Source organism: Methylobacterium sp. J-088 (genome assembly GCF_022829295.1).
Lineage (GTDB): Bacteria > Pseudomonadota > Alphaproteobacteria > Rhizobiales > Beijerinckiaceae > Methylobacterium.
Map to the genome: position 1 here is coordinate 55,330 of NZ_JAKSYH010000057.1, position 14,911 is coordinate 70,240.

The following is a 14,911-nucleotide window of genomic DNA, read 5'->3' on the forward strand; positions in this document are numbered from 1 at the left end:
GAGAGGTGCGTGGTGGGGGCCTCCCACCCGCGACCTCATCCCGAGGTGGTGCGCAGCAGCCTCGAAGGAGGGCTCCACGGATCGCGCGGCTGGCTGAAGGGCTCCTTCGAGGCCTCCGCTGCGCTCCGGCACCTCAGGATGAGGTCGCGAACGGGGTCAATGTCGTGCGGTTACTTACGGGCGGCGGCGCGAAAAGATCAAGCGCGGCGTCCGAACGCCCGGCGTGCGCCGTAGCCCACCACTGCCCAGAGCAAAGCCGCTACGGCCCGGACCGGGAAGAAGGTCGGCCCGTCATGGGTGACGGGCGCCGGCCATGGGATCCCGGCCGCGCTCACCGCGTAGGAGAACAGCACCGAGAATCCGAGCGCCGCGATCGCCGCGATGAACACCTTGCCGAACTGGCTGGCGGTCCAGCCGAGATAGACCGCCACCACGATCAGCGCCGGATCGAACCCGGCCCAGATCCAGACCGTCCAGGGGTAATACGGGACGGTCATACCCACCACGGCTCAGGCAATTGGGTCCGCCCGGCCGAATCCTCGATGACCTGAGCCACCGCGAACAGCGTCTCTTCATCGAAGGGCCGCCCGATGAGCTGGAGACCCAGCGGCAGCCCCTGTCCGTCGAGACCCGCCGGCACGGCGATGCCCGGAAGCCCGGCCATGTTTACCGTCACGGTGAACACGTCGTTGAGGTACATCTCCACCGGGTCCGCCGAGGCCTTCTCGCCGATGCCGAAGGCGGCGGACGGTGTCGCGGGGGTGAGGATCGCATCGACGCCGTCGGCGTAAGCCTGCTCGAAGTCGCGCTTGATCAGCGTGCGGATCTTCTGCGCGCGGACGTAATAGGCGTCGTAGTAGCCGGCCGAGAGCACGTAGGTGCCGATCATGATCCGGCGCTTCACCTCGCGGCCGAAGCCGGCGGCGCGGGTGTTCTCGTACATCCCGGCGATGTCCTTGCCGGGGACCCGCAGGCCGTAGCGGACGCCGTCGTAGCGGGCGAGGTTCGAGGAAGCCTCGGCCGGCGCGACGATGTAATAGGCCGGTAGCGCGTAGGAGGTGTGCGGCAGCGAGATCTCTTTGATCGTTGCGCCGGCGGCCTTCAGCCACGCCGCGCCCTCGTCCCAGAGCTTCTGGATCTCGGCCGGCATGCCGTCGACCCGGTACTCCTTGGGGATGCCGATGGTCAGGCCCTTCACGCCGCGGGTGACCGCCGCCTCGAAGTCGGGCACCGCGATGTCGGCACAGGTCGTGTCCCGGGCATCCGCGCCGGACATCGAGCCGAGCAGGATCGCGCAGTCGCGCACCGTTCGGGCGATCGGGCCGGCCTGATCCAGCGACGAGGCGAACGCCACCGTGCCCCAGCGCGAGCAACGGCCGTAAGTCGGCTTGATCCCGACCGTGCCGGTGAAGGCCGCGGGCTGGCGGATCGAACCGCCTGTGTCGGTGGCGGTGGCGCCGAGGCAGAGTCGCGCCGCGACCGCGGCGGCCGAGCCGCCCGAGGAGCCGCCGGGCACGATCTGCGCGTCCGAGCCCGTGCGCCGCCAGGGCGAGACGACGTTGCCGTAGGCGCTGGTCTCGTTCGACGAGCCCATGGCGAATTCGTCGAGGTTCAGCTTGCCGAGCATCACGGCGCCGTCGCGCCAGAGATTGGCCGAGACCGCCGATTCGTAATGCGGATCGAAGGTCTGCAGGATCTTGGAGCCCGCCGTCGTGGTCACGCCGTCGGTGCAGAACAGGTCCTTGATGCCGAGCGGGATGCCCTCCAGCGGCCGGCCCTCGCCCGCGGCGAGCTTCTGGTCCGACGCATCGGCCATCGCCAGGGCGCGGTCCGGCGTCTCGAGGAGATAGGCGTTCAGCGCGCGGGCCTTGCCCATGGCGTCGAGATGCGCCTGCGTCAGCTCGCGGGCCGAGAGCCGCTTCGCCTTGAGGGCGTCGCGCGCCTCGGCCAGGGTGAGTTCGTTCGGATTCACGCTGTTCCCGTCCCCGCGCGCCGCGGCGCGCCCATCAGAAATCCGGTCCGCTCGGTTGGCGCCGAGACCAGCCTACTCGACCACCTTCGGGACCAGGAAGTAATTGTCCTCGGTCTCGGGCGCGTTGGCGACCACGTCGGCGGCGCGGCCACCCTCGGTGACCACGTCCTCGCGCTTCTTCATCGCCATCGGCGTCACGGAGGTCATGGGCTCGACGCCGGACACGTCGACGGTCCCGAGTTGCTCCACGAAAGCGAGGATCGCGTTCAGCTCACCCTGCAGCGGCCCGACCTCTTCGTCGGTGACCGCGATGCGCGCCAGATGCGCGATCCGCCGAACCGTCCTCTCGTCGACCGACATGCCGTCCCGTTCGTCCCTGTCCGGGAGCAGCCTCCCGCGATCGGCCGGGCTATAGCATCGGCGTTCGACGCGCCGCAACGCGCGGTGTGGAAAGTCGGGCGTCTGACCGCCTTCAGGATCGGGTCGGCATGCCTGGGGTCAGGTCACCACGTGGTGCGGCGTAACCGACATCTCGATGGTGATTCCGGTCTGCCGAACCGGCTGGACCATGGCTTGGGCAAAGCCCAAGACCAGGATCTCGAAGGCCAGCAGCAGCATCAGGCGATGCCGCCGCGGCATCGCCAGCGGCGAGCCGAGAGGCTCAAAACGGGTGGGCTGGCCAAGTGTCGACACGGCAGGAACACGCATGATGGTTTAACGAAGTGTTTACCTACCTAATCGTGAACCGCTCCGTGTGCATCCGGGGCGATCTACGGAGAGCGGCAAGCCTGTGGATGAGAGACCGGGATCGATGTGGGAGCGGATCTTCACCAGCCTGTCCCCGGGCTTCACGCCGGGTGAGACGGAGCTCGACCGTGCCGCGGCGGAACTCGGCTTCGCCTTACCGGCCTCCTACCGCAGCTTCTGCCGGACGTGCGGCGTCGGCCTCGGAGGTGACCAGTTCAGGATCGCGGTTCCGGGCCCCTACGAAGCCGTTGATCTGATCACGCAGGCCGGCATCATCGCCCACAGCGTCGGGGCCACCATCGGGATGCTGGAGGACGGGGCCGAATCGCACCGGTTCGACGTCGAGGGCGGCGATCCGGCCATCGTCGAACGGGCCTGTTTCTTCGGCCGGGGCGAGGATGGCGGGCTTCTGTTTTGGGACGTGTCCGGAAGCGGCCCGGAATACGATATCTGGCTGCTCGCCCCCGATCTCGAGACGATCCGGTTCGGCGGGGAGAGCCTGGACGACTTCTTCACGCAAGTCACCGCGCCCTCAGCCGCCCTGGTGCTCGGGCCGGGCTTCGAGCCGCTGCCCGCGCGATTCGAGGGCGTTGCTGAGGCCACGCTGGCACGCAGCACACAGGCGGACCCATGAATCACGACGCGATCCGCGCCTTCGCGAGCGCTTCACGCGGCGGGGCGCGGCTGATCGGCATCGATCTCGGCACCAAGACGATTGGTCTCGCGCTGTCCGATCTCGGCCGCCAGATCGCGACGCCGCTGGAGACGATCCGCCGGGTGAAGTTCACGCCGGACGCGCAGCGCCTCGCGGCCCTGTGCCGCCAGCACGCGGTCGGCGGCCTCGTGGTCGGCCTGCCGCTCAACATGGACGGCAGCGAAGGCCCGCGGGTGCAATCGACCCGAGCGTTCGTGCGCAACCTCGCGCCGATCCTGCCCCTGCCCCACGTGTTTTTCGACGAGCGCCTGTCGACCGCGGTGGTGACCCGGGCGCTGATCGAGGCGGACGCCTCCCGGGCCCGGCGCGGCGAACTCGTGGACAAGCTTGCCGCTGCCTACATCCTCCAGGGCTGCCTCGATGTGATGCGCCACCTCGCCGACGTCGACGCCGACGCGGAGGCCGACGCGGACCCGTTCAGCGGCTGAGCAGCGAGACCGCGCCGCTGCCGTGGCGCTCGATCCGCCCGTCGAGTTCCAGCTCCAGCAGGACGGTCTGGACGACCCGGATCCCGATGCCGGCGCTGCGCGCCAGCTCGTCGGTGCCGATGGGGCTCGGTCCGAGCAACGCGACGATGCGGGCTCGGTCGTCGTCCGGCCCGGGCTCCTCGTCCATTTCGTCCGAAACGGCTCTCTCCGGCGGGTTGCCTATGTCCGCAGCGCCAAAATCCTGCGGGATCGACCCGTCGAGGTCGATCTCATCCCAGAAGTCCGGCTGCTCGCGGAGATCCGGCCGGTCCCGCGCCGGGGCGGCGTCCGCATCCGGGCCGCGCTCGATGATCGGTCCGAGCACCTCAAGGACATGCGACGCCTCGGAGACGAGCGCCGCTCCCTGGCGGATCAGATCGTTGGTGCCCTCCGCCCGCGGATCCAGCGGCGAGCCGGGGACCGCAAAGACCTCGCGGTTCTGCTCAAGCGCGTAGCGCGCGGTGATCAGCGAGCCGGAGCGGCGCGCCGCCTCGACCACCACGGTGCCGTACGACAGGCCCGAGATGATGCGGTTGCGCCGCGGAAAGTCGCGCCCGCGCGGAACCCAGCCCATCGGCATCTCGGCGAGCACCGCGCCGCCCTCCCCCAGGATCGCGTCGACCAGGGCGCCGTGATTGGCGGGATAGATCCGGTCCTGACCGCCGGCCATCACCGCGACGGTGCCGGTCGAGAGGCTCGCCTTGTGGGCCCGTGCGTCGATGCCCCGGGCCAGCCCCGAGACCACGGTCAGGCCGGCCTCGCCGAGGCCCCGGGCCAGTCGCTCCGTGAAGGCGAGCCCGGCCGTCGAGGCATTGCGCGAGCCGACCAGCGCTACCGCCGGACGGTTCAGGATCGCGGCGCCCCGGAGCGCGAGGAGCGGCGGCGCCGCGTCGGTTTGCTGGAGGAGACGCGGAAAATCCGCCTCGCCGGTGGCGATCAGCCTGCCGTTAAGGCGGGCCAGCGCCGCGATCTCGTCCTCGGCCTGCGCCCGGGTCGGCGGCTCCAGCCTCTTGCCCTGCCGCCGGCCGAGATCAGAGATCGCCTCAAGGGCGGCGGCCGCCCCGCCGAAGCGGTTGATCAGGGTGCGAAAGGTGCGCGGCCCGACGCCCTCGGTGCGGATCAGGCGCAGCCAATCGAGACGCTGGGCATCGGTGAGCTGCATGCGATCCCCCGAGGACCGCGCATCCCGTCCGTGCGCTCAGCCCTTCTGGCCGATGCGCCCCTCGGTGCCGGAGGCCAGCCGGCGGATGTTGGGCGCGTGCTTCCACCATAGCAGCACGCCCAGCAGCAGGAACAGCACAGCTTGCGCCGGCGCGCCGAGGGCCCACAACGCCAGGGGCGTCGCGGCCGAGGCGACGAGCGCCGCAAGCGACGAATACTTCAGCGCGAAGGCGAGACCGAGCCAGATCAACGCGAAGATTCCGAGGGCCGGCAGGGAGAAAGCGAGGAGCACGCCGATGAAGACGGCGACGCCCTTGCCGCCCTTGAAGCCGAGCCAGACGGGGAAACAATGGCCGAGGAACGCCCCAAGACCTGCGGCGAGCGCGGGCCCCTCCCCCAACTGCCCGGCGATCAGGACCGCCGCGGTCCCCTTCAGGGCGTCACCCACCAGGGTCGCGGCCGCCAGCCCCTTTCGGCCGGTGCGCAGGACGTTGGTGGCGCCGATATTGCCCGATCCGATCGACCGCACGTCGCCGAGTCCGGCGAAGCGCGTCAGGATCAGGCCGAACGGGATCGAGCCCAGCGCGTATCCGATGACGAGCCCGCCCAGCGCGGCCCAGGTCGTAAGATCCGGGGGCATCAGGCCGCCGCTGCCAAATCGTCGGCCGCGTGGACGATCGCTCCGCCGACCAGCGTGAGCACCGCAGCACCCTGGAGGCGCGCCTCGTCGAACGGCGAGTTCTTCGAACGCGACTTCAACCGCCGTTTGTCGAGAACATAGGGCAGATCGGGGTCGATCAGCACAAGATCGGCCGGCGCACCAACTGCGAGCCGGCCGGCTTCGCGCCCGAGGATCCGGGCCGGGTTCACCGTCAGCGCGGCGACGAGCTTGGCCAGATCGAGGTCGCCGGTGTGAACGAGGCGCAGGGCCGCACCCAGCAGGGTCTCGATCCCGAGGGCGCCGTCCGCGGCTTCCGCGAAGGGCAGGCGCTTGGTCTCCACGTCCTGCGGGTTGTGATCGGACACGACCACGTCGATCACGCCCTCGCCCAAAGCCTGGACGATCGCGTGCCGGTCGGCCTCGTCGCGCAGCGGCGGCGAGAGTCGGCAAAAGGTGCGGTAATGGCCGATGTCGTTCTCGTTCAGCACGAGGTTATTCACCGACACCCCGCAGGTCACCGGCAAGCCATCCTGCTTGGCCCGGCGGACGATCTCCACCGAATCGGCACAGGAGATCATGGCGGCGTGGTAGCGGGCGCCGGTCAGCCGCACGAGGCGGATGTCGCGCTCCAGCATAACGGTCTCGGCCTCGCGGGGGATGCCCATCAGCCCGAGGCGGGAGGCCAGTTCGCCCTCGTTCATCACGCCTTCGGCGACGAGATCCGCATCCTCGACATGCTGCATCACCAGGGCGTCGAAGTCCCGGGCGTAGGTCAAGGCGCGCCGCATCACCTGGGCGTTGGCGACCGCATGCAGGCCGTCCGTGAACGCCACGGCGCCGGCCTCCTTGAGGAGGCCGAACTCGGTCATCTCGCGGCCGGCGAGCCCCTTGGTGATCGCGGCGGCCGGCAGGACGTTGACGCTCGCCGTGTCGCGGGCCCTGCGCAGCACGAAATCGACGATGGCCGGCCCGTCGATCACCGGGTTGGTGTCCGGCATGCAGACCAGGGTGGTCACGCCCCCCGCGGCAGCGGCGGCGCTCGCCGAGGCCAGGGTCTCGCGATGCTCGGCCCCGGGTTCGCCCACGAAGGCGCGCATGTCGATAAGGCCGGGTGTCAGGACTCGGCCGGCGCAGTCGATGCGCTTTGCGCAGTCCGGCGTGCCCGGAGCTGCGCCGCCGACGATGTCGGCGATCCGGCCGTCCCGCACCAGGACCGCACCGGGGGTCTTCCGTCCCGTCGCCGGGTCGAGGAGGTTGGCGTTCGCCAGAAGGTAGCTGCTCACAGGGGCGTCCTCGCGGATGAGGCCGGACCATCGAGACGCATGGCAAGGCCGGCCGCCGCCATATGGGCCTTGGCCTCGGCGACGCTCGCCTGTCCGAAATGGAAGATGGAGGCCGCCAGCACCGCGCTCGCCCCGCCCTCGGCCACGCCGGCCACGAGATCGTCGAGGCCGCCGACGCCGCCGGAGGCGATGACCGGCACAGAGACCGCGTCGCTGATCGCCCGTGTGAGGGCGAGATCGTAGCCGGAGCGTGTCCCGTCCTTGTCCATGGAGGTGACCAGCAATTCACCCGCGCCCTTCCCGGCGACCAATCGGGCGAAGGCGACGGCATCGATCCCCGTCGGATCGCGGCCGCCATGGGTAAAGATTTCCCAGGACGCGGGCGCCCCGGGCGGCGAGACGCGCTTGGCGTCGATCGCCACCACGATGCACTGGGCGCCGAACTTCTCCGCCGCGCGGGCGACGAGGTCCGGATCCTTCACGGCCGCGGTGTTGATCGCGACCTTGTCGGCCCCGGCGAGCAGGAGCGCACGAACATCCTCGACGGTGCGCACCCCGCCACCCACGGTCAGCGGCATGAAGCAGGCCTCTGCGGTTCGGCTGACGATGCCGAGCAGCGTGCCGCGGGCTTCGCGGCTCGCGGTGATGTCGAGGAAGCACAGCTCGTCGGCGCCGGCCGCGTCGTAGACCTTGGCGGCCTCGACCGGGTCGCCGGCATCGCGCAGGCCCTCAAAGCGCACGCCCTTCACGACGCGCCCGTCCTTCACATCGAGGCAGGGGATGATGCGGGTCTTGAGCAAAAGGGGCTCGTCCGTTCGCTTCAGGATTCGGGATCGATCGCAAAGGGGCGATCCGTGATGTCCTGATAGGTGTAAGGGCAGGTCTCTGGGAAGCTCCCGACCGCGAGCCCCATCTCCTGCGCCGCCGCGAGGCGCGCGAGGCGATAAGCCTTGCCGATTGCTTCGACGAGGCGGCTCTTCAACCCAGGGCTATCGTCTAACTCGTCCGCGATATGGATGCGATGCGTCGCAACCGAGATCAACCAGCTTCGTGTCCGTTTGGAAGGCTGATGATCGACCTTCAGCATATGCAGCAGCACCACGCGCAAGGCGCTCACCAAGCTGGCGAACTGGCTCCTGCCCAAGCTCTCGATCTCCTCGGCAAGATTTTCGCGGTCGAACTCTGAGACATCCCCGGCCCGCAAACGCGCGCCCTGCTCCTGGGTCCAGGTGTAGAAATCGTCCGCGTAGGCCGTTCCGGCCGGCGCGGGCCAGGTCTTCAATGCAGTCATCGAAGCCTCCGGTATCGGCGCCCTCGCTGTGCTTCCTCTATCACGAAGCCGGACCGCGTGCCGCAGCGATCGCCGCCAGCGCCGCTTGCGGATCGATCCGCCCGTCATAGAGCGCCCGCCCCGTGATGGCGCCGGCGATCAGCGCGCAATCCGGCTGGAGAAGGCGATGCACGTCGTCGATCGACGCGAGGCCGCCGGAGGCGATCACCGGGATGCGCACGGCCTGCGCCAGCGCCAGGGTCATCTCGACGTTGAGGCCCTTCAGGATCCCGTCCCGGGCGATGTCCGTGTAGATGAGCGCCGCGACGCCCGCGTCTTCGAAGCGGCGGCCGAGTTCTTCGGCGGTCATGCTGGAGGTCTGCGCCCAGCCCTCGACGGCGACGCGCCCGTCCTTGGCATCAATGCCGACCGCGATCTTCCCCGGATGTTGGCGGGCGGCCTCACGGACGAATTCAGGATCGCGCACCGCCGCGGTGCCGATGATCACCCGCGACACGCCCTTGGCGAGCCAGCCCTCCAGAGTCTTCATCTCGCGGATGCCGCCGCCGAGCTGCACCGGGATGGTGACGCGTTCCAGAATCGCGTCCACCGCCGCCGCGTTGCGCGGAGCGCCCGCGAATGCCCCGTCGAGATCGACCACGTGGAGCCAGGGAAAGCCCTGCCCTTCGAAGATCGCGGCCTGCGCAGCTGGATCGTCGCCGAACACCTTGGCCTGGGCCATGTCGCCCTGGATGAGGCGGACGCAGCGTCCCTCTTTGAGGTCGATCGCCGGGTAGAGGATCACGGGTACATCTATCCTTGTTGCCGGGGCGGAGCCGCCGTCAGGGCCGCCAGTTCAAGAAATTCGCGATGAGCGCGAGGCCCAGCCGCTGGCTCTTCTCGGGGTGGAATTGCGTGCCGGCGACGTTGTTGCGGGCGACGAAGGCGGTGATCGGTCCGCCATAATCCGCGCGGGCAACCACGTCGTCGGGACTTTCGGGTGACAGCGCATAGCTGTGCACGAAATAGGCGTGCAGGCCGTCCTCGCCGGTGGGAATGCCGGCAAGCAGCGCGTGCTCGCGGGCCGGCTGCAGGGTGTTCCAGCCCATGTGGGGGACCTTCAACGCCGGATCCGACGGCCTGATCGGGCCAACATCGCCGGGGATCCAGCCGAGACCCGGCGTCGTGGTGTATTCCAGCCCGCGGGTCGCCAGGAGCTGCATCCCGACGCAGATGCCGAGGAACGGCCGCGCGTCCCGGTGAGCCACCTGAGTCATCGCTTCGACCATGCCGGGCACGGCGTCGAGCCCGCGGCGGCAATCGGCGTAAGCGCCCACGCCGGGCAGGACGACGCGATCGGCTGTGGCTACCACCTCCGGGTCCGCCGTCAGGCGGATCCGTGCATCGCGCCCGGACTCACGGGCGGCACGCTCGAACGCCTTGGCGGCGGAGTGGAGGTTGCCCGATCCGTAATCGATGATCGCGACGGTCTCGGTACTCATGCGCGTGTCGTCCGCCGTATCACCGGGCGCCCTCTTGAGCAGGGAACAGGCCGATCACGGGCTCGCCCCGGCGGCTCGGGCCGCTTGGGAAGGGGGCGCGCGCCACCGCCGGGCTTGCGCCCAGCCACCGATTGAGCGCGCGCGCTTCGGCGTCTTCGGACGTGGCGGCGATCAGGGCATCGCGCGCCGGCCAGCCCCGCCGGGCGAGGGTCCAGCGGCGCAGGCTCGACGCTTCGAGCCCGACCAGCCATCCGGCGAGCAGCGTGACGATCAGGCCGCCGCCGGTCGGCAGCCCGAGCAGGATCCCCCCGCCGGCGAGCGCGATCAGGCCGATCAGCACGATCAGCGCCGCGATCCACAGCCGGTGGTAGAGGAACCACAGCACCGTGAACGCAAAGGCGGACCACGAGAAGCCGTCCGGCACCAGAACGGCCCGATCGAGGCCAATCGATTCGCCCGGGCGCGCATCGGGGGGCAGGTGGAGCGTGTAGCTGCACATCCGCATCGCGGGACTCCGACAACGGCGCTCTCGAACCGCCATCGAGGCGGCCGGGAAGCGCGACGACAAGATGCTCTACAGGGAGCCCTTCGTGGAGGGAACGCGCCCCTCCTCCCGCGGATCGATCGCCACCGCCTTCCGCAAGGCTCGAGCCAGCCCCTTGAAGCAACTCTCCGCGATGTGGTGGGCGTTGTCGCCGTACAGCGTCTCAACGTGAAGGGTCAGGCCGGCATTCATCGCGAAGGCCTGGAACCATTCGCGCACCAGTTCGGTGTCGAACTGCCCAATCTTCTCGACCTTGAAGGCGGTGCGGAACACCAGGAACGGGCGACCCGAAATGTCGACGCAAACGCGGGTCAGCGCCTCGTCCATGGGCAGGTGGATGTCGGCATAGCGCGTCACCCCACGCTTGTCCCCGAGCGCCTTCGAGAAGGCCTGACCGAGCGCGATGCCGCAATCCTCGGCGGAATGGTGCTGATCGATGTGCAGGTCGCCGTCCACCTTCACGTCGAGGTCGAACAGGGCGTGCCGCGCCAGCAGATCGAGCATGTGGTCGAGGAAGCCGATCCCGGTGGCGATCGTCGATCGGCCGGTCCCATCGAGGGCGACGGTGACCGCGATGTCGGTCTCCGCGGTCTTCCGGGTGATGGTGGCGCTACGCATTTGTCTTCGTATTTCGCGTCCAGGGCGGCCGTTGCCGCCCGCGCCTTCTAGAGGGAGTCCCGCTGAAATGGAAAGGGCCGCTGCCTATCCATTCAGCACCCGCCCTGCGACGGCGTCGAGTTTGGCGAGCAGCGCGGGGTCGCGGACGGCCGGCGCCGTCATGATCGCCCCGTCCAGTGCCCGGTGCGAGCCCGCCGGACAGGGCTCGCGTTCGGCCGGGAAATCGCGCGCCAGCCGGGCGACGAGCCGCGCTGCCTTATCGGCGTTGGCGCGCGCCACCGCCACCACGGCGGCCACGTCCACGGCGTCGTGGCCGGGGTGCCAGCAATCGAAATCGGTCACCATGGCGATCGTCGCGTAGGTGATCTCGGCCTCGCGGGCGAGCTTGGCTTCGGGCATGTTGGTCATGCCGATCACGTCGAAGCCCTGCGCCTTGTAGGCCCGGGATTCGGCGAGCGAGGAGAATTGCGGCCCGTCCATGCAGACGTAGGTACCGCCGCGATGGACGGCGATCTCCTCTGTTTTGGCGGCTGACGCAATGCGTGACTGGAGGCTGGGCCCGACCGGATGGGCCAGCGAGACGTGGGCGACGCAGCCGTCGCCGAAGAACGAGCTGGCACGGCCATGGGTGCGGTCGACGAACTGATCGACCAGCACGAACAGGCCCGGCGGCAGCTCCTCGCGGAACGAGCCGCAGGCGGAAAGCGAGACGAGATCGGTGACCCCGGCGCGCTTCATCGCGTCGATGTTGGCGCGGTAGTTGATCCCGGCGGGCGAGAAGCGATGGCCGCGGCCGTGGCGGGCCAGGAACACGATCTTGGTGTCGCCGATCCGCCCAATGCGCAGCGCGTCCGAAGGCTCGCCCCAGGGGGAGGCCACACGTTCCTCGCGGACATCTTCGAGCCCAGGCAGGTCGTAGACGCCGGAGCCGCCCATAACCCCGAGTACCGCTGCCGTCATGCCTAAATCCCTGTCATGGCGCGGCGCATCGACGAACCGCTCGTCTCAACCACCACCTCATTCTGAGGCGCCGGAGCGGACAGGCGTCGTCGAAGGGCCGGTCATCGCGGTGGCCGAGCGGTAGCATGGAGCCCCGGCCCAAAAAAGATGGGCCCCCACAAGGGAGGCCCACCGGTATCATCGATCAGGTGCGTCGGCTCAATACGCCTTGTGCAGCTCCGGCTGGAGGCCGTGGACCTCGCCGCCGACATCAGCCCAGATCTTTTTCTTCACGTAGTAGAGCAGCCCCGACAGGATGATCAGGAACAGGATCACCCGGAAGCCCAGGGCCTTGCGGTCCATCATGTGGGGCTCGGCCGACCACATCAGGAAGGCCGCGACGTCCTTGCCGTACTGATCGACGGTCTCGGGCGCCACCGGCTGGCCCTTGTCGTCCTTCGGGTAGGTGACCTGCCCGTCGGTAATGGGCGGCGGCATCGCGATGATGTGGCCGGGATAGTACTTGTTGTAGTGGCCGCCGTCCGGAACCGTGAAATCCTTCGGCGCTTCTTCGTAGCCGTTGAGCAGCGCGTGGATGTAGTCGGGGCCCTGCTCCGAGTAGCCGATCAGCGGCAGCCAGTCGGTGAGGAAGTAGAGCGAGCCGCGGGAGAAGGTCCGCGCCTTGGCGATCACCGAAAAGTCCGGGGGCGCTTTGCCACCGTTTGCCGCCGCCGCGGCCTGATCGTTCGGGAAGGGCGGCGGGAACGTGTCGGCCGGGCGACCGGGGCGGTCGAACATGTCGCCGGCATCGTTCGGCCCGTCCTTGACCTGATAGGTCGCGGCGAGCGCCTGGACCTGGCCGGCGGTGAAGTCGGGTCCGCCCTCCTGCGCAAGGTTCCTGAAGGAAACCAGCTTCATCGAATGGCAGGCCGAGCAGACTTCCTTGTAGACTTGGAAGCCGCGCTGCAGCTGCGCGGCGTCGAAGCGGCCGAACGTGCCGGCGAAGCTCCATTTCACGCGGGCCGGGATCGGGCCGCCATGGCCTTCCTCGGCGGAGGACGGCACGGCGCCGATCAGGAAGGCCGCAAGGGCGGCCGCGGCGGTCATCGGGAGGACGCGGGTCATGTTCATGGTCCTGTCGTCAGCCCGTCAGCCCTTGGTGGTCGGAGCGGCTGCGGCGCCTGCTGGCATGCCGGATCCGCTGACCTGCTTGCCCGGTCCGGTCACGCTCTCGAGGATCGAGCCCGGCAGTTTCTTCGGTGTCTCGAACAGGCCGCAGAGCGGCATGACGATCAGAAAATGGGCGAAGTAGTAGGCCGTGCAGACCTGCGACGCGATCACGTAGCCGCCCTCCGGAGGCTGCGAGCCGAGCCAGCCGAGCAGGAGGGTCGTTCCGATGAACACCCAGAAGAACTGGCGGTAGATCGGCCGATAGTTGCACGAGCGGATGCGCGACGTGTCGAGCCAGGGCGCGAAAGCCAGGATGAGCACCGCCGAGAACATCAGGATGACGCCGCCGAGCTTGCTCGGGACTGCGCGCAGGATCGCGTAGAACGGCAGGAAGTACCATTCCGGCACGATGTGCGCGGGCGTCACGGCGGGGTTCGCCGGGATGTAGTTGTCGGCGTGGCCGAGGAAGTTCGGCTGGAAGAACAGGAACCACGCGAACAGGATCATGAACACGCAGGTCGCGAACACATCCTTGACCGTCGCGTAGGGGGTGAACGGCACCGTGTCCTTGCCCGATTTGATCGGGATCCCGGCCGGGTTGTTCTGACCAGTGACGTGCAGCGCCCAGACGTGGAGCACGACGACGCCGGCGATCATCCAGGGCAGGAGATAATGCAGCGAGAAGAAGCGGTTCACCGTCGGGTTGCCGACCGAGTAGCCGCCCCAGAGCAGGGTCTGGATCGTGTCGCCGACCACCGGGATCGCCGCCAGGATGTTGGTGATGACGGTGGCACCCCAGAAGCTCATCTGGCCCCAGGGCAGCGTGTAGCCCAGGAAGGCCGTGGCCATCATCAGCAGGTAGATGACGACGCCGAGGATGTAGAGCACCTCGCGGGGGGCCTTGTAGGACCCGTAATACAGCGCCCGGAACATGTGGACGTAGACCGCGACGAAGAACATCGACGCGCCGTTGGCGTGCGCGTAGCGCAGCAGCCACCCGTAGTTCACGTCGCGCATGATCTTCTCGACGGAGTTGAAGGCGCCCGTCGCGGAAGGCTCATAGTGCATCGCCAGCCAGACGCCGGTGATGATCTGGATCCCTAGGAAGGCGGCGAGAATCGCGCCGAAGGTCCAGAAGTAGTTGAGGTTCCGCGGAACCGGGTAGGCGATGAAGGACGAGTGCACCAGCCCGGCGATGGGCAGACGCGCCTCGAACCATTTGGCTACGCGGCTCTTCGGGACGTAGGTGCTGGCCGTACCGCTCATGCTTCCGTCCTCCTCAGGCCGCTTCCTTGCCGCCTTCGCCGATCCGGATCTTGGCATCCGTCTGGAAGGCGTAGGGCGGGATGGGCAGGTTGATCGGCGCCGGTCCATGGCGCACGCGACCCACCGCGTCGAACTGCGAACCGTGGCAGGGGCAAGCCCAGCCCTCGAAATTACCCTGGTGGCCGATCGGCACGCAGCCGAGATGCGTGCAATTGCCGTACACGACCAACCATTGGTCGTGCCCGTTCTTGACACGGGTCGTGAAGGCGGCCGGGTCGATCATCGCCGAGAGCGGGACCGCCTTCATATCGGTCAATTCCTTCGCGGTCAGCTTGCGCACGAAGATCAGCTTGCCGCGCCAGAAGACGTTGACGATCTGCCCGTCCTGAATCGGCGTCAGGTCGACCTCGATCGGTGCGCCGGCCGCGATGGTGTCGGCGTCGGGCGCCATCGACGAGATCAGCGGCCAGACGACGGAGCCGGCCCCGACGGCGAGCGCGGCGCCCGTTGCCAGGAACAGGAAGTCGCGCCGGCTACCCTCCGGCCCGTGCGTGCCCTGCCCGTGTGTATCCTGCCCGTGGGCCACGGGCGCGGCG

General features: G+C 68.8%; 19 protein-coding genes. 2 read left to right on the top strand and 17 right to left on the bottom strand.

Features of this window, described 5'->3' with window-relative positions:
* Positions 1-197: 197 nt before the first annotated feature.
* From MKK63_RS06975 to MKK63_RS06990, 4 genes are all read right to left on the bottom strand, one after another.
* Positions 198-497 carry a hypothetical protein gene (locus MKK63_RS06975; RefSeq protein ID WP_244000296.1) on the bottom strand — a complete coding sequence of 100 codons (300 nt, stop codon included), beginning with the start codon at positions 495-497 and terminating at the stop codon, positions 198-200.
* The gene (gene gatA, locus MKK63_RS06980) at positions 494-1,972 is read right to left on the bottom strand and encodes an Asp-tRNA(Asn)/Glu-tRNA(Gln) amidotransferase subunit GatA (protein ID WP_244000038.1); all 1,479 of its coding nucleotides are present in this window, start codon (positions 1,970-1,972) and stop codon (positions 494-496) included. The genes MKK63_RS06975 and gatA overlap by 4 nt, the downstream gene beginning before the upstream one ends.
* Before the next feature lie 72 nt (positions 1,973-2,044).
* Positions 2,045-2,332, bottom strand: coding sequence for an Asp-tRNA(Asn)/Glu-tRNA(Gln) amidotransferase subunit GatC (gatC, locus tag MKK63_RS06985; RefSeq protein WP_244000040.1), 288 nt, complete (start codon positions 2,330-2,332; stop codon positions 2,045-2,047).
* A gap of 138 nt (positions 2,333-2,470) precedes the next feature.
* Complete coding sequence (locus tag MKK63_RS06990; RefSeq protein ID WP_244000042.1) at positions 2,471-2,680, bottom strand: hypothetical protein; 210 nt, start codon at positions 2,678-2,680, stop codon at positions 2,471-2,473.
* 82 nt (positions 2,681-2,762) lie between these two features.
* Here MKK63_RS06990 and MKK63_RS06995 point away from each other — a divergent pair, with 82 nt between their 5' ends.
* Positions 2,763-3,353: an SMI1/KNR4 family protein gene (locus MKK63_RS06995; protein WP_313901753.1), complete on the top strand. Its 591-nt coding sequence runs from the start codon at positions 2,763-2,765 to the stop codon at positions 3,351-3,353.
* Complete coding sequence (gene ruvX / locus MKK63_RS07000; protein ID WP_244000045.1) at positions 3,350-3,862, top strand: Holliday junction resolvase RuvX; 513 nt, start codon at positions 3,350-3,352, stop codon at positions 3,860-3,862. Before MKK63_RS06995 ends, ruvX begins: the two co-directional genes overlap by 4 nt.
* Here ruvX and dprA read toward each other — a convergent pair.
* From dprA to petA, 13 genes are all read right to left on the bottom strand, one after another.
* Positions 3,852-5,063 (bottom strand): DNA-processing protein DprA, encoded by a 1,212-nt coding sequence (gene dprA / locus MKK63_RS07005; protein ID WP_244000047.1) that lies wholly within the window; start codon positions 5,061-5,063, stop codon positions 3,852-3,854. The two genes, ruvX and dprA, sit on opposite strands and share 11 nt — an antisense overlap.
* 36 nt (positions 5,064-5,099) lie before the next feature.
* Positions 5,100-5,702, bottom strand: a complete 603-nt coding sequence (gene plsY, locus MKK63_RS07010) for a glycerol-3-phosphate 1-O-acyltransferase PlsY (RefSeq protein ID WP_244000049.1) — start codon at positions 5,700-5,702, stop codon at positions 5,100-5,102.
* Positions 5,702-7,006 carry a dihydroorotase gene (locus MKK63_RS07015; protein WP_244000051.1) on the bottom strand — a complete coding sequence of 435 codons (1,305 nt, stop codon included), beginning with the start codon at positions 7,004-7,006 and terminating at the stop codon, positions 5,702-5,704. The genes plsY and MKK63_RS07015 overlap by 1 nt, the downstream gene beginning before the upstream one ends.
* Positions 7,003-7,806: an imidazole glycerol phosphate synthase subunit HisF gene (hisF, locus tag MKK63_RS07020; protein WP_244000053.1), complete on the bottom strand. Its 804-nt coding sequence runs from the start codon at positions 7,804-7,806 to the stop codon at positions 7,003-7,005. The genes MKK63_RS07015 and hisF overlap by 4 nt, the downstream gene beginning before the upstream one ends.
* Before the next feature lie 20 nt (positions 7,807-7,826).
* Positions 7,827-8,297: a DUF29 domain-containing protein gene (locus MKK63_RS07025; protein WP_244000055.1), complete on the bottom strand. Its 471-nt coding sequence runs from the start codon at positions 8,295-8,297 to the stop codon at positions 7,827-7,829.
* A gap of 40 nt (positions 8,298-8,337) precedes the next feature.
* Entirely contained in the window at positions 8,338-9,081 is a 744-nt protein-coding gene (gene hisA, locus MKK63_RS07030) for a 1-(5-phosphoribosyl)-5-[(5-phosphoribosylamino)methylideneamino]imidazole-4-carboxamide isomerase (RefSeq protein WP_244000057.1), read from the bottom strand.
* Positions 9,082-9,118: 37 nt separating this feature from the next.
* Positions 9,119-9,778 (bottom strand): imidazole glycerol phosphate synthase subunit HisH, encoded by a 660-nt coding sequence (hisH, locus tag MKK63_RS07035; RefSeq protein WP_244000059.1) that lies wholly within the window; start codon positions 9,776-9,778, stop codon positions 9,119-9,121.
* 19 nt (positions 9,779-9,797) lie between these two features.
* Complete coding sequence (locus tag MKK63_RS07040) at positions 9,798-10,283, bottom strand: DUF2628 domain-containing protein (RefSeq protein WP_244000061.1); 486 nt, start codon at positions 10,281-10,283, stop codon at positions 9,798-9,800.
* Between the two features lie 69 nt (positions 10,284-10,352).
* On the bottom strand, positions 10,353-10,940 hold the full coding sequence (gene hisB / locus MKK63_RS07045; RefSeq protein ID WP_244000063.1) for an imidazoleglycerol-phosphate dehydratase HisB: 588 nt from the start codon (positions 10,938-10,940) through the stop codon (positions 10,353-10,355).
* Positions 10,941-11,024: 84 nt separating this feature from the next.
* On the bottom strand, positions 11,025-11,900 hold the full coding sequence (locus MKK63_RS07050; RefSeq protein WP_244000065.1) for an S-methyl-5'-thioadenosine phosphorylase: 876 nt from the start codon (positions 11,898-11,900) through the stop codon (positions 11,025-11,027).
* A gap of 198 nt (positions 11,901-12,098) precedes the next feature.
* A complete protein-coding gene (locus tag MKK63_RS07055; protein WP_244000067.1) occupies positions 12,099-13,004 on the bottom strand; it encodes a cytochrome c1 in 906 nt (301 codons plus the stop codon).
* Between the two features lie 24 nt (positions 13,005-13,028).
* Positions 13,029-14,315 carry a cytochrome b gene (locus MKK63_RS07060; protein ID WP_243926638.1) on the bottom strand — a complete coding sequence of 429 codons (1,287 nt, stop codon included), beginning with the start codon at positions 14,313-14,315 and terminating at the stop codon, positions 13,029-13,031.
* 13 nt (positions 14,316-14,328) lie between these two features.
* Positions 14,329-14,901, bottom strand: coding sequence for a ubiquinol-cytochrome c reductase iron-sulfur subunit (petA, locus tag MKK63_RS07065; protein WP_244000300.1), 573 nt, complete (start codon positions 14,899-14,901; stop codon positions 14,329-14,331).
* Positions 14,902-14,911 lie beyond the last annotated feature (10 nt).

Bases quoted from the DNA above. Each gene is read 5' to 3' on its own strand.
- MKK63_RS06975 (WP_244000296.1), bottom strand. From the start codon at position 497: ATGACCGTCCCGTATTACCCCTGGACGGTCTGGATCTGGGCCGGGTTC.
- gatC (WP_244000040.1), bottom strand. From the start codon at position 2,332: ATGTCGGTCGACGAGAGGACGGTTCGGCGGATCGCGCATCTGGCGCGC.
- MKK63_RS06990 (WP_244000042.1), bottom strand. From the start codon at position 2,680: ATGCGTGTTCCTGCCGTGTCGACACTTGGCCAGCCCACCCGTTTTGAG.
- ruvX (WP_244000045.1), top strand. From the start codon at position 3,350: ATGAATCACGACGCGATCCGCGCCTTCGCGAGCGCTTCACGCGGCGGG.
- dprA (WP_244000047.1), bottom strand. From the start codon at position 5,063: ATGCAGCTCACCGATGCCCAGCGTCTCGATTGGCTGCGCCTGATCCGC.
- plsY (WP_244000049.1), bottom strand. From the start codon at position 5,702: ATGCCCCCGGATCTTACGACCTGGGCCGCGCTGGGCGGGCTCGTCATC.
- MKK63_RS07025 (WP_244000055.1), bottom strand. From the start codon at position 8,297: ATGACTGCATTGAAGACCTGGCCCGCGCCGGCCGGAACGGCCTACGCG.
- hisH (WP_244000059.1), bottom strand. From the start codon at position 9,778: ATGAGTACCGAGACCGTCGCGATCATCGATTACGGATCGGGCAACCTC.
- MKK63_RS07040 (WP_244000061.1), bottom strand. From the start codon at position 10,283: ATGCGGATGTGCAGCTACACGCTCCACCTGCCCCCCGATGCGCGCCCG.
- hisB (WP_244000063.1), bottom strand. From the start codon at position 10,940: ATGCGTAGCGCCACCATCACCCGGAAGACCGCGGAGACCGACATCGCG.
- MKK63_RS07050 (WP_244000065.1), bottom strand. From the start codon at position 11,900: ATGACGGCAGCGGTACTCGGGGTTATGGGCGGCTCCGGCGTCTACGAC.
- MKK63_RS07055 (WP_244000067.1), bottom strand. From the start codon at position 13,004: ATGACCCGCGTCCTCCCGATGACCGCCGCGGCCGCCCTTGCGGCCTTC.
- MKK63_RS07060 (WP_243926638.1), bottom strand. From the start codon at position 14,315: ATGAGCGGTACGGCCAGCACCTACGTCCCGAAGAGCCGCGTAGCCAAA.